This window comes from Solirubrobacter soli DSM 22325, from assembly GCF_000423665.1.
GTDB lineage: Bacteria > Actinomycetota > Thermoleophilia > Solirubrobacterales > Solirubrobacteraceae > Solirubrobacter > Solirubrobacter soli.
In genome coordinates, this window is record NZ_AUIK01000031.1 from 53167 (window position 1) to 66534 (window position 13368).

At 72.3% G+C, this 13368-nt stretch carries 10 protein-coding genes; 7 read left to right on the forward strand and 3 right to left on the reverse strand.

All coding sequences use genetic code 11. The features are described from left to right. The first annotated feature begins 8 nt into the window (after positions 1-8). Complete coding sequence (locus tag G569_RS0124815) at positions 9-1715, forward strand: SulP family inorganic anion transporter (RefSeq protein ID WP_028065424.1); 1707 nt, start codon at positions 9-11, stop codon at positions 1713-1715. Then, positions 1715-2818: a peptidoglycan-binding domain-containing protein gene (locus G569_RS0124820; protein ID WP_157592287.1), complete on the forward strand. Its 1104-nt coding sequence runs from the start codon at positions 1715-1717 to the stop codon at positions 2816-2818. Before G569_RS0124815 ends, G569_RS0124820 begins: the two co-directional genes overlap by 1 nt. Here the strand turns inward: G569_RS0124820 and G569_RS0124825 are convergent. The 3 genes from G569_RS0124825 to G569_RS51320 form a co-directional block, all read right to left on the reverse strand. Continuing rightward, positions 2805-3977 carry a hypothetical protein gene (locus tag G569_RS0124825; protein ID WP_028065426.1) on the reverse strand — a complete coding sequence of 391 codons (1173 nt, stop codon included), beginning with the start codon at positions 3975-3977 and terminating at the stop codon, positions 2805-2807. The two genes, G569_RS0124820 and G569_RS0124825, sit on opposite strands and share 14 nt — an antisense overlap. Before the next feature lie 66 nt (positions 3978-4043). After that, positions 4044-4718 (reverse strand): YceI family protein, encoded by a 675-nt coding sequence (locus tag G569_RS51315; RefSeq protein WP_084285525.1) that lies wholly within the window; start codon positions 4716-4718, stop codon positions 4044-4046. A gap of 46 nt (positions 4719-4764) precedes the next feature. Further along, positions 4765-5250 carry a hypothetical protein gene (locus G569_RS51320; RefSeq protein WP_157592288.1) on the reverse strand — a complete coding sequence of 162 codons (486 nt, stop codon included), beginning with the start codon at positions 5248-5250 and terminating at the stop codon, positions 4765-4767. Between the two features lie 199 nt (positions 5251-5449). Here G569_RS51320 and G569_RS0124845 point away from each other — a divergent pair, with 199 nt between their 5' ends. The 5 genes from G569_RS0124845 (at position 5450) to G569_RS0124865 (ending at position 13368) form a co-directional block, all read left to right on the forward strand. After that, positions 5450-6358, forward strand: a complete 909-nt coding sequence (locus G569_RS0124845; RefSeq protein ID WP_028065428.1) for a hypothetical protein — start codon at positions 5450-5452, stop codon at positions 6356-6358. 34 nt (positions 6359-6392) lie between these two features. After that, the gene (locus G569_RS51325; protein WP_037498908.1) at positions 6393-7862 is read left to right on the forward strand and encodes a TIGR02677 family protein; all 1470 of its coding nucleotides are present in this window, start codon (positions 6393-6395) and stop codon (positions 7860-7862) included. Further along, positions 7859-9016 carry a TIGR02678 family protein gene (locus tag G569_RS0124855; RefSeq protein ID WP_028065429.1) on the forward strand — a complete coding sequence of 386 codons (1158 nt, stop codon included), beginning with the start codon at positions 7859-7861 and terminating at the stop codon, positions 9014-9016. The genes G569_RS51325 and G569_RS0124855 overlap by 4 nt, the downstream gene beginning before the upstream one ends. Continuing rightward, on the forward strand, positions 9013-12972 hold the full coding sequence (locus G569_RS0124860) for a TIGR02680 family protein (protein ID WP_028065430.1): 3960 nt from the start codon (positions 9013-9015) through the stop codon (positions 12970-12972). Before G569_RS0124855 ends, G569_RS0124860 begins: the two co-directional genes overlap by 4 nt. A gap of 72 nt (positions 12973-13044) precedes the next feature. Further along, the gene (locus tag G569_RS0124865; RefSeq protein ID WP_028065431.1) at positions 13045-13368 is read left to right on the forward strand and encodes a YnfA family protein; all 324 of its coding nucleotides are present in this window, start codon (positions 13045-13047) and stop codon (positions 13366-13368) included.

Sequence of the window (13368 nt, forward strand, 5' to 3'; positions counted from 1 at the left end):
GTCGAGATGTGAACGGGTCGTCGCTCACTCGCTGGGTACCTGGCGTCACGCTGCTTCGCACGCGCCGCGGGCCGGGTCTGCGCCGTGACCTGATCGCCGGCGTGGCCCTCGCCGCGTTGCTAGTCCCGCAGGGCATGGGGTACGCGCAGCTCGCCGGGCTGCCGCCCGTCACGGGCCTGTACGCGACGCTGGTGCCACTCGTCGCCTACTTCTTCATCGGCCCGTCGCGCATCCTGATCGTCTCGCCCGACTCGGCGGTCGCTCCGTTGGTGGCCGCCGCGATCATCCCGCTCGCCGGCGCGGATGCCGACCAGCGGGTCGCGATGGCTGGCCTGCTCGCCCTCGTCGTCGGCGCGATCATGTTCGCCGGCGGCCTCGCGCGGTTCGGCTTCGTCACCGAGCTGTTGTCGCTGCCGGTCCGGGTCGGGTACCTGGCCGGCATCGCGTTGACCGTGGTCATCTCGCAGCTGCCCAAGCTCTTCGGCTTCTCGATCGACACCGAGAACGTGGTGGCCGCCACCCGCGACTTCATCAGCCAGTTGGACGAGACCAACGGCACGGCGCTGGCGATCGGTGTCGGCTGTCTGGCGGTGATCGGCGTGCTGCGCGCGGTCGCGCCGAAGATGCCCGGCGTGCTGATCGCGGTCGTCGGTGCGACGGCCGTGGTGGCCGTCGGCGGGCTCGCCGACCAGCTTCCCGTGGTGGGCAAGGTGCCGGCCGGTCTGCCCCCGCTCGACTGGCCGAACGTCGCCCTCGACGACATCAAGACGCTGCTGCCCGCCGCGGTCGGCATCGCGTTCGTGGCGTTCGCCGACACCAGCGTCCTGTCGCGCTCCTACGCCGCGCGATTGGACCAGCACGTCGACCAGAACCGCGAGCTGGCCGCGCTCGGTGCCAGCAACATCGTCACCGGGTTCTTCCAGGGCTTCCCCATCTCCACGAGCGCGTCCCGCACCGCCGTGGTCGATGACATGGGCGCGGGCAGCCAGATCGCCGGACTCACCGGCGCGCTCGTGCTCGGTGTCCTGCTCGTGGTCGGCACGGGCCTGGTGGAGGACCTGCCCGTGAGCGCGCTGGCGGCGGTCGTGATCGTCGCCGTGCTCGGGCTGTTCGACGTCGGCGCCGCCCGCCTGCTGTGGCGCTGGCGGCGCACCGAGTTCGCGCTCTGCATCGCCACGTTCGCCGGTGTCGCGGCGTTCGGGGTGCTGTGGGGCGTCGGGCTCGCGATCGCCCTGTCGCTGCTGAACTTCGTCCGTCGCGCCTGGTATCCGCATGGCGCGGTGCTCGGGCGCGTCGAGCGGCTGAAGGGCTACCACGACACCGGCCGTCACCCCGACGCCCGGCTGATCCCGGGCCTCGTGCTCTACCGGTTCGACGCGCCGCTGTTCTTCGCCAACGCGGACAGCTTCGACGCCCGCGTGCGGGCGCTGGCGGGGGGCGACGGCGTGGCCTGGGTGGTCATCGCCGCGGAGCCGATCACCGACGTGGACGTCACCGCGGGGGAGACCCTGCTGACGCTGCACGCGGACCTCGCCGACCACGGCGTGACGCTGGCGTTCGCCGAGCTCAAGGATCCGGTGCGCGACTACCTGCGCCGTTACGGGGTGGAGGAAGCGATCGGCGCACCGAATTTCTACCCGACGCTCGGCGTCGCCGTCGCCGCGTACGTCAAACAGACCGGGACCCACTGGGTCGACTGGGAGGAGCGGCCATAGTGCCCGCCCCTCATGTCCGGACCCCCGCACCGTCGCGCGAGCGCGAACCGGGGCGGAGCGCCCAGACGCCGGCAGCGCACGTCCTGCTCGGATTGCAGCGCGCCGCCGGCAATCGCGCGGTGACGGCGTTCGTCCAGCGCCAGGCGATCGAGACGGCGCCGCAGCTGAGCGCGGGTCAGGCGTCCGCTGCGGTCTCGTTCTACACCAGCGCGCCGGACCTCTATCCGAGTGACGTGATCCTGAAGATCCAGCACGCGGTCGGCTCGCCCGAGACCGGCGTCGCGGACCCGGCGATGGCCCAGGCCGTGGCCGCGTGGCAGGTGCCGCAGGGACTCAAGCCGGACGGGATGGCGGGGCCGCGCACGCTGCCGCGGATGTTCGAGAGCGGCCTCGCCGCCAAGACCTCGCGCGACGCCTACGTGAAGTCCGCCGAGGGCGTGCAGAGCGGCTGGAAGGACCTCAAGACCGCCAAGGCGCGCGCGGACGAGCTCTTCAAGGGCGTCAAGGAGCAGCTCGACGCGGCGCAGGTCCTGCCGACGCCCGGACACGACCTCAAAGACCTCGGCAAGGTCGCGGGCGTGTTCGTCGCCAAGGACTGGTTCATGTTCTTCGACGACGACGCGTTCTCCGCGGCCGACCTCGATGACGACGCCGCCCGCAGCGTCGCGGGGACGGTCTACCACGAGGCCCGCCACGCCGAGCAGCACCACAAGATGGCGCGGATGCTCGCCACCAAGGGCAACGACCCGGACCAGATCGTCGCCAAGATGGGCATCCCGAAGGACGTCGCGCAGAACGCGTTCGAGAATCCGCTGCCGAAGGGCAGCGTCGAGTTCGCGACGGCGTCGCAGCAGTTCGACTCGGTCTACGGCGCCGGGAAGGCCGCCCACGACAAGGCCGAGCGCGAGGCCCCGTCGATCGACGAGATCCGCGCGGCCAAGGCGGCGATGGACGCCAACCCGACGCCCGAGAACAAGGCCCGGCACGCGCGGCTGATCAAGGCCTTCCGCGCGTACCGCGACCTACCGACCGAGAACGACGCCTTCGCGACCGAGGCGTCGTTCGAGGAGAGCTGGGACGAGAAGCACCTCAGCGCCCAGTGACGATGAACTGGAAGTCCGTGTCGGCGAGCGCGGAGCTGCCGTTGTAGATGTAGACGTCGAAGGTGGTGCCGGCGGCGACCTGATCGGTGACGGCGAACCGGACGTTGGCCGCGCCCGTGGGCGGGGTGTCCAGGCCGATGGCGTCGAGCTCCGGCGTCACGACCGGGATCAGGCTGAAGCCGCTCTGCAGCGGGCTGTTGAGCGTGATGCGGTAGAGCCCGGTCGCGATCTTCGAGACCGACGCGACGTTGAAGTTCGTGTCCAGCGCGCCGGACGCCGTCACGCGGCCCCAGGCGTGGATGTTGTTGTCGCGGTAGCGCGTGCCGGCGGGAACGACCTTCGCGCCGCCGGCGTCGCTGGCGACGTACACGCCGTTCGTCGCGCGGATCGACATCTGGTTGTCCGCGGTCGACGTGAAGTCGGCGTTGGTGCTGTCGGCGAACACGAACGAGCCCGTGTTGACGGCCTTGGCTCGCCGCCCGGCGGCGAAGCCGAACGCGCCCGCCGTGTTGCTCAGGCCGCCGGGGACCGTGCCGTAGCCGCCCGTGGCGCGGTTGCCTTCGCCGCCCCCGACGGTCGCGCCGATCGTGTCGCTGGTGCTGCCCGAGGCGTTCCCCGCGGTGTTGCCGCGCCCGCCGGCCACCGTGCCGTAGTCGTCGGAGACGGTCTGCGCGCTGCCGGCCGCGCCACCGCCGGCGATCGTCGCCCCCACGACACCCGCCGTCACCGTGTTGGCCGCGGCGCCACCGAGGACGTTGGGGCTCGTGGCGTTCTCCTCGGTACGCAGCCCGGGGAGGGCCTTCGCGAACGGCGCGGTCGCCCCGTCGGCGAACATCGCGGTCGTGATCGTGCCGGCGGGGATCGGCGTCGCGGTGGGGATCGGCGGGATCGTGGGGATCGGCGGGATCGTCGGGATCACACCGGGCGCGATGTCACCCGCTCCGATCGACCCGTCGCGGATGTCGGTGCCGTCCAACGTCGCGGTCTTGATGTCGGCGCCGGTCAGCGACGAGTTCTTGACCTGCTTGCCCGTGATCGTCGACGCCTTGATCATGGCCCCGTTGACCGTGCTGGCGGCCCACGCGGGGCCGCCGAGCGCGATGAACAATGCGAGAAGACCGGCGACCTGCCCGACGTTGCCCCAGACACGCTTGACCATCCCGTCAACCCCCTTGAACGTGGACTGTGCGCCGTCCCGGCGCTGTGTCAGCGACCTTACACGTCCTCAGCCCCGCGCCAGCTTGAGGTCGAACTCGAGCGTCGCCTCGTCCTCGACACTCACGAACCCGGCGACGCTCGGCGCGGTCATGCCGAAGTCGCCCCACGGGAACGTGAGCGAGCCGACGGCCTCGACCGTCGAGTCGGTCTTGCGCAGCTCGAGCGGGATCGTCACGGTCTTCGTCACGCCGTGGAGCGTCAGCTCGCCCGTGGCGTCGGCCTTGGACCTGCTCAGCTCGAGCGGCTCGGTGAGGGAGAAGGTGGCCGTCGGAAAGCGGTCGCTCTCGACACCGATCTCGCGGATGCGCTGATCGCGGCGATCCTGGTCGCTCGTCAGCGTGGTCAGGTCGATCTTGAAATCGGCCTTGGTGAACGTGTCGCCGTCGGACTCCGCCGTGCCGGTGACGTCCGACGTCCGTCCGACGGCATCGTTCTTGGCGGCCAGGAACGCGAGCTTCTCACGGACGCGGTAGCCGGCCTCCGATCCGTCGGCGACCGTCCACTGCGACGCGCCGGGAACAGCGGTGGCGGTGGCGGTCGCCGTCGGTGTCGCGTCGCTCAGCGTGAACTTGTCCGGCGAGTCCGTCGGGAACAACACGAAGTACGCGAGCGCGAAGGCACCCACCGCGACGACGACGACTCCTGTGGCCGCGTAAAGCAGCGGGCGCCTTCTCTTCTGCATGAGCGGAAGATGACGCTCGTTCCTCAGAGTTTCCTGGGAGCCAGGCCTACACGCCCGTGGCGGCGATGTAGACGCCGGCGTTGACCGTGCCGTTGGGCGCGGGGTTGAGCAGGACGGCCGGGACGAGGCAAGGCGCCGGGAGCGGCTTCGCCAGGCGAGCCTCGAACTCCGCGTCGCCGTCGGGGCTGAACGGGTACGCCTTCGTGGTGCCGACGGCGGCGCCGTTGCAGAAGACGGTGGCGGCGATCCCGTTGAGCGGGTTCGTGCCGGTCGTGGGGATGATCAGGCCCTCGACCTCGACCTTGACGCGGCCGTCGCGGCGGGCCTCGGCCTCGCCCTTGGAGATCACCCACGGCGCTCCGCCGGGCTTGACGCCGAACAGCACCGGCCCGTCGGGCATGCTGCCGAACACGTCGGCCTTCAGGACCTTGGCGTTGTCGTCTCCGTGGTGACCGTCGTCGGCGAGCGCCGTCCCGGCGCCTCCGGCGATCAGGGCGAGCGCGGCGAGGGTGCCGATCACGCGGTGGGACATCGTTTCCTCCTTGCGGTGGATGTGCGGACACCTCGGCGACACGGTCGACGGCGGCTGGGTGACGGTCGGCTGCCTGACGATCTGAGCCGCGGGTGAGCGCCCCTCGACCATCGGACAGGGTGGTCGAGGTTCCCTCACCTACGGTGGCCCCAGGCCCCGCGGATGGTGGGCCGCGACCGACAGGGAAAGGGAGTTCTGGATGGGTTCGATGCGTCGCGTGCTGGCGGCGGGCTGTGCCGTGCTCGCGTTGCTCGCGTTGCCGGCGGGGGCGTCCGCCGCGGTCTCGAAGGGCAAGGCGGTCGATCCGCAGGGCGATGGCACGGGCGTGGCGTCGCAGGACATCGTCCAAGCCGCGTTCTACTACGACTCCGAGGGCGAGCTGTACGTGTCGGCGACGATGGGCGGGACCGTCGGCGCGACGCCGCGCACGCTGTTGAAGTTCAACGTCGCGTCGGCCCCCCAGTGCGACGGGCCCGGTGTCGAGCTGAAGGCGTTCTCGGACGCGAACTGGACGACGACGTCGCTCGGCATCGGCGACGGCATCTACCGCTCCGGGCCGGTCATCGAGCTCGGGACCTACGGCATGGCGCTGCGCAATCGCTCGTACTCCTGCTTCACGCTGACGGTGTCCGACCCGACCGGCGCGGTCCTCGACACGCTCGACGTGCCGCTGTTCGTCGACGGGTTCGGCCCGGACGGGGACGCGGACGGGGTCGCCGACAACGTCGACCAATGCGCCGCCGTGGTCGGCGTCGCTCCGACGGGGTGCCCGCGCGACTCCGACGGCGACACGATCGCCGACGCGGCCGATCAGTGCCCCGGGATCTTCGGCGTCGCCCCGACGGGTTGCCCGGCGCTCGCGCCGCTGCCCGGCCCGGCCGACATCGTCACCACGCAGCCCGCGGAGCCGAAGCCCGCGAAGGGCTGCGTGCGCGTCTCGGTCAAGGGCAAGTCGCTGGCCGCCGCGCGCAAGTCGATCGCCAAGGCCGGCTGCAGGCTCGGCAAGGTCACCAAGCCCCGCAAGGTGCGCAAGGGCGTCAAGCTCGTCGTGATCGAGCAATCGGGGAAGAACCCGGTCGCGATCACGCTCGCTGCGGCAAAACGGTAGGGAGCCGTCCGCCGCGCCTCGTACGTTCGGGGGCGTGGAAGTCAGGGCGGTCGCCTATGCGAACTATCCGAACGTGGCGCTGCACCGCGCGGTCATGCGAGCGCTGCTCGACAACCGCGCGCGCGGCGCGCGGTTGCGGCTGAGCCTGACCGAGATCGTCGCCGCCGTCGAGCGGCTGGGCGTTCCCGCGACCCCGGAGCAGGTCTCGGGTTCGCTGCGTGAGCTGGAGGAGCTCAAGGTCGTCGACTCGATGCAGAGCTTCGAGCGCGTCCGCACGGCCGCCGAGCTGCGGCTGAACCACTTCTCCTACGACGTCACGGGTCTCGGTGAGCGGATCGAGCAGTTCTTCGACGAGCTCGCCGGACTCGTCGAGGCGGTGGGCTCGCTGGACGCGAACCGCCTGGCGCGGATCCGGGCGCTGCTGGGACGTTTGACCGAGCACGCGTCGCTGGACCCGCGCGAGCTGCAGAGCACGTTCACGGAGCTTCACGCCCAGTTCGAGGACCTGCGAGCGGGGGCGGCGCAGTTCATGCGCGAGCTGTCGGCCACGATGGCCTCCACCGAGGCGATCGACGAGGCCACGTTCGCCGACTACAAGCGCAAGGTCGCGGACTACCTGAGTGGGTTCTGGCGCGAGCTCGGGCAGCACGCCGACGCGATCACCGCCCACGTCACGGCGCTGGACGCGTCGCGCGAGCCGATGCTGCGCGCGGTCGCGTCCTTGTCGGTCGCGCCGCATCCGGCGTTGAGCTCGGAGGAGGTGCTGGAGCGCCAGGTGGCGATCCTGCGCCGCCAGTGGGCGGAGATCTCGGCCTGGTTCGGCGCCGGGGACTCCCAGTTGCGTTCGCTGGACACGCATCTGCACGCCGCGATCGACTGGATCCTGCGCGGCGTGCGCCGGCTGCGCGAGCGGCGGGTGCAGCGCGTCAACCGCTCGTCCGAGTACCGGGCGCTGGCGGCGCTGTTCGCGTCGTCCGCGGAGGAGGACTGCCACGCGGTGTTCGCCGCCGCGTTCGGTCTGTATGGGGCGCGGCACATGGCCGTGCCCGAGCTCGACCCGGACGTCGTGTCGCCGGGCGAGTCGTGGTGGGACGCGCCGTTCGCGCCCGTCCAGGGGTTCCTGCGGCGGCCGGGACGGGGCGAGGTGACCGCGGGCCGGCCGGCTCCGATCGTCGATGCCACCGAGGCGCACGCGTTGGCGTTGGAGGAGGAGCTGCGGCGGCGCGCTGTGGTCAGCGAGCTGCTGGACCGGCTGCCCGAGGTTCCCGCGCGGCTGTCCGAGCTGCCCGCGCTCGACGAGGAGTCCTTCGACGTCCTGCTCGACGCGCTCGGCATGGCGGTCGCGACGGGCAAGGTCGGCTACTCCGACGACGGCACGCTGGCGCTGGAGGTGCTCGACATGGGCGACTCGCTGCCGGTGGCGGCCGTGCGGGTGGGGGACGGCGGGGTGCTCGAGAGCCCCGATCTGCTCGTGCAGGTCTCGCGGGCAGGGGTGCGGGGATGAGCGACGAGCGGCTGATCGAGGCACGGCGCGCGCTGCTCGCGCGGCCGCTGCTGCCGGCGGGCGATCCGGCGTTCGGCACCGTGCGCGCGCACGCCGAGCGGCTGCGGTCGGAGTTCGCGCGCGAGCTCGGCTATGAGCTGGTCGTGCGGGCGACGCACGCGCGGCTGCGCAAGCGCTCGCACGCGCCGGTCACCGATCGCCCCGCCCGGATTCCGCGATCCGGCCATCCAGACACCTGGCAGCCGTTCACCCGCCGCCACTACGTGCTCTTCGCGCTCGCGCTGGCGGCGTGCGAGCGGGCGCGGGCGCAGACGACGATCGGACTGCTCGCGGAGGAGGTGCGCTCGCTCGCGGGCGAGGACGGCATCGAGGTCGATCTCGACCGGCTCGACGATCGTCGCTGCCTGGCGGACGTGTTCCTGTATCTGTGCGGGCTCGGCGTGCTGATGCCGATCGCGGGGCACTCCGAGGGCTGGGTCCGCTCGCGCTCGGAGGACGACGAGACCCTGTATGACGTCATGCACTCGCCGCTCGACGACCTGATCGTCGCGCCGCGGGTGATCGGCGCGCGCGACGTGCGCGGTCTGCTCTTCGGCGGGGTCTACCCGTCGAGCGAGGAAGGCGTGCTGATGAAGCGCTCACATCGCGTCGCGCGGCGACTCGTCGAGGACCCGGTCCTGTACCTCTCCGAGCTCTCGGAGGCCGAGCGCGCGTCGTACTTGAAGGTGCGCGGGTCGCGCGACCACTTCCTGGCGGCGTGGCTCGGGCTCGAGGCGGAGTGCCGGCGCGAGGGGACGGCGTTGATCGACGGCGAGGCCGAGCCGCTCACCGACCTCCGATTCCCGGCGGCGCGGCCATGGACGCGGCAGGTGGCGCTCCTGCTCGCCGAGGCGCTGTGCGGGCGGGTGCGCGGAGGGCAGTCGCGGTTCGAGGTCTCCGAGATCGTGGGGTTGTGCGAGTCCCTGCGCGATGTCTGGGGCGACGCCCTGTGCGCCGAGGAGCCGTCCGAGATGGCGGCGCGCGGGCTGGAGGTCCTGGCGGGGATGCGGCTCGTTCGCGTCGCCGACGGCGATGTCATCCCCTTGCCCGCGATCGCCCGCCTGAGCCACATCGACATGACCGACGCGCAGCAGCGCCTGGAGGACCTCCTGTGACCGAACGCTTCGTGCTGCGGCGGTGCGGGCTGATCAGCCTGTTCCACTACGCCAACCAGGTGTTCGAGGCCGAGGACGGTCACCTGCTGCTGCGCGGCTCCAACGGGTCGGGCAAGTCGACCGCGATGGAGCTGATCGTCCCGCTGCTGTTCGACGGCAACCTCAACGCGTCGAACCTCTCGACGTCGGACGGTCAGCGGTCGATCGCCTACCACCTGTTGCTCGACGGGCTCTACCCGCGCCGGCTCGGCTACTCGTGGGCGCAGTTCTCGTTCGAGGATCGGTGGGTGACACTGGCGCTCGGCGTGCGGATGTCGCAGGACACGCGGCACGATCCGTGGTTCCTGGTCTGGGAGACCCCGGTGATGATCGACCCGCACGTCATGCTCGAGCACGACGGCGCGCCGATCGGGCGGCGCGACGCGGCGAAGCTGCCCGACGTCGAGCTCTACGACTCCGCCGAGGAGTACCGCGCGCGGGTGAACGGGCTGCTGTTCGGGTTCTCCGAGCGGCGTTACCTGGCGATGCTCAAGCTGATGCGGCGCTTGCGCTCCGCCCAGCTGGGCAAGTCGATCGACGTCGCGCAGACGACGCTGCTGCTCGAGCTGGCGCTGCCTGAGATCGATGCCGATCTCTTGAGCGGCGTCGGTGGGAAGCTGGACGAGCTGGAGTCGTTGCGGGTCGAGTTGGCGGCGCTGCGCGAGGGGGACGCCGCAGCGGGCGTGTTCGTGGGTCGGTATCGCGACTTCGCGCGTGGCGTGCTGGCGCGGGAGCTTGCTTCTGCCGACGACGCCGTGCGAGCGGCGCGGCGGGCGGCGAAGAAGGAGCTCGAGCTCGATGGGCTCCGGCACGTCGCCGAGGACGCGGTCACCCGCGCCGAGCGGGACCTGATCGCGATCGGCGAGGAGACCGCGCGCACGCAGGGCGAGCTCGACGCACTGCGCGCCTCCGAGCGCTGGCAGGCGGTCGAGCAGGTCGACGCGGCGCGCAAGCAGGCATCCGACCAGCGCTCGCGTGCGGGGCGGGCGGAGGGACGTGCCGAGGAGCGACTCGCCGAGGTCGCGGAGGTGACATCGGAGCTCAAGGCCGCCGCCGAGGAACTGGCGCGCGCCGACGCGGCCGTGACATCGGTGGGGGAGACGCTGGCGGACGCGTGCGCCCGCTCGGGGATGGGTGACCTGCTCGAGCTGCCGGTGACGGCCGGCACGGTCGAGGTGCTCGACGGCGCCCGGCGGGTGCGGCGCGGCGCGCTCCGCGAGCTTGCTTCGCTGTCGGGTGCGGTGTCGCGCGCGGATGAGGCGGTCGCACGCTCGCATAGCGCCCTGGACGGGCTGGAGGGCGGCGAGCGCGAGCTGCGCGCCCGCCGTGATGAGCTCGAACTGGGGCGTGAGGCCGCCCAGGCCGCGCTGGTCGAAGCGGTCGAGTCGTGGGCGGACGGCGTGTCGGCGCTGACGCTGGAGGCGGGTGAGCGCGCGGCGCTGATCCGCCGCGCCGAGGACCTGACCGACCGCCGCCGCGACCTCGCGTCCGTCCTGGACGGCCCGACCCTGCGCGCGACCCGCGCGCTGGCGATCGAGGAGGAGCAGGCTCGCGCGTCACGTTCTGAGGTCGAGTCGCAGGTCCGGCGGTTGACGGCCGAGCGCCGCGACCTCGCCGCGGCCAAGGACACGCCGCCGCAGGCCTCGTTGTGGCGCGACCCGTCGCAGCCCGGCAAGCCGCTCTGGCAGGTCTGTGACTTCGAGCCGTCGCTCGACGAGGCCGCGCGATCCGGACTGGAGCGCGCGCTGGAGGCCGCGGGCCTGCTCGACGCGCGCATCGACGAGAAGGGCACCCTCCGCGCGGCGGTGGGCCACGTGCTCCTCTCCGCGCCCGACGCCGCTGCAGGCGGCTCCGCCGCTGCGCCCTCGCCGGCCGCCGCCGCCCGAACGCTCGCGGACGCGCTCTCCGGGCCCGCCAAGCTCGCGCCAGTTCTCTCCGCCATCGCGGTCGTCGATGCAGACGCGTGCGGCTCGCTCGCCGTCGGCCTCGACGGGTCGTTCTCGTTCGGCCCGCTGCGTGGGCGCGGCGCGGACGGTCCCGCGCGGTTCATCGGCGCGGCCGCCCGCCAGGCCGCCCGCGAGCGGCGCATGCGCGACATCGACGCCGAGACCGCGGCGCTGCAGAGCGACATCGCGGCGATCGATGCCACCCTCGCCGAGCTCACCCGCCGCACGTCATCGCTCGAGGCCGAGCGCGCGACGCTCCCGACCAAAGAAGTCGAGGCGGCCGTCGAGGCGTGGGCGAGCTGGCGCGAGGCGGGCCGCGAGCTCGAGGCCTCCAAGGCTCGGCTCGCCACAGCGCGCGACGCCGCGAAGCAGGCGGCTGCCCAGCTCGCCGAAACCGAAGCCGCTCTTGCGCGGCACGCCGCCGACAACGGGTTGCCGAACTCGCCCCAGGGGCTCGACGACGCGCTGGAGAAGCTCGGCGACGCGCTGCCCGAGGCTCGCGCGCGGCTCCAGCAGCGCGAGCGCTGGGCCGCCACCCACGCCGAGCGCGAGGAACGCCATCGGCGCGTCGTCGCCCAGCACGAGGCCGCCGAGGAGGAGGCGGCCGCCGAGCGCCGTCAGGCCGAGCAGCTCGCCGCGTTCTCCGAGCGCCTGATCAGCGCGGCCGGCGCCGAGCGCGACGACGTCCTCGAGGACGCGAAGGCGCTCGATGCCGCGCTCGCCCAGCTCGCCCACCGCCGCGCGGAGCTCGACAAGGAGGCCCGCGCGGAGACCGGCAAGATGGAGCGGCTGCGCGCCGAGCGCGAGGCCGCGCAGGCGGACCTCGAACGCCGCCTGCGCCGGCAGGACCAGCACGTCGCCAAGCTCGCCGAGCTCGACCGGGCGGGGCTCGTCGCGCTCGCCCTCGACGTCGAGACCGCGCCGTGGGACGCGAAGCGCATCCAGGCCGTGTGGCGCGGATGCCAGCACGAGCTCGGCGCCGCCCCCGATGTCACCGCGAACGCGATCTACCGCGAGTTCGACGCGCTGCGGGCGACGCTCGACGCCTCACTCGGCGTCGAGGCCGTGCTCGAACCGGTGGGTGAGGTCCCGCTCGTCACCGCGGCCTACGGCGGCGAGCACGTCCCGATGGCGCAGGCCGCGGCGTCGTTGCACGAGGAGCTCGAGCGCCACGAGCACACGCTCGCCGGCCGCGAGCAGGACCTGTTCGAGGAGTTCCTGTTCGGGGACGTCGCCAACGAGCTGCGGGCGCGGATCGCCGACGCGGGGGAGATCGCCAAGGCCGCGTCGCAGAAGATCGCGGGCGTGCGCACCAGCTCCGGGATCGGCGTCGACCTGCAGTGGGAGCTGCGGCCGGACCTCGACGCCTCGGTGCGCGAGGTGATCGGCCTGCTGCGCAAGTCCGACCCGCGGGCGCTCCCATCGCATCACCGCGAGACGCTGATGGACTTCTTCCGCGACCGCCTGGCCGAGGCCCGCGCGGGCGAGCAGCAGGCGACGCTCGTCGAGCACCTGCAGCAGACGCTCGACTACCGCCAGTGGTTCCGGTTCCGGATCTTCCAGCTCCGCGACGGTGAGCGCTCCGAGCTCACCCGCCGCACCCACAGCCGCGACAGCGGCGGCGAGAAGTCGGTCACGCTGCACCTGCCGCTGCTGGCGGCCTACCACGCGCTGCTGACCGGCGCCCAGCCCCACGCGCCGCGCCTGGTAGCGCTCGACGAGGCGTTCGCCGGCATCGACCGCTCCGGCCAGCAACAGCTCCTCGAGGTCCTCGACGACAAGTTCGACATGGACTTCATGCTCACCTCGGAGAAGCTCTGGTGCTTCGAGCCGCAGGTCCACCGGCTCGGCGTCTACCAGCTGCGCCGCTTCGAGGGCGCGCCCGTCGCCGCGGTCCACTGGCGCTGGTGGGGTGACGAGCGGCGCAAGGAGATGGTCGGCGCCGACGCGGCGCGGAGCACAGCGGACTAGGGGGGAGCGAGAACGCGCGGCCGTGCCCTACAAGGAGGTGTGCGACCGATCGCCACAGTACCTTCGGAGGCCGTGACCGCGCGCTCGATCGCCCTGTTCATCGCTGCCGCGTTCGCGGAGATCGGCGGCGCCTACCTCGTCTGGCGCGGGATCAAGGACGACAAGGGGCTCGTGTTCGTGGCGCTGGGCGCGATGGCGCTGACGCTCTACGGCGTCATCGCCGCGCTGCAGCCCTCGCACGAGTTCGGGCGGGTACTAGCCGCCTACGGGGGCGTGTTCATCGTCGGCTCGCTGCTGTGGGGCGTCGTATTCGACGACTTCCACCCCGACCGCGCGGACATCGTCGGCGCCCTCGTCTGCCTGACCGGCGTCGGCATCATCATGTACGCGCGCTGA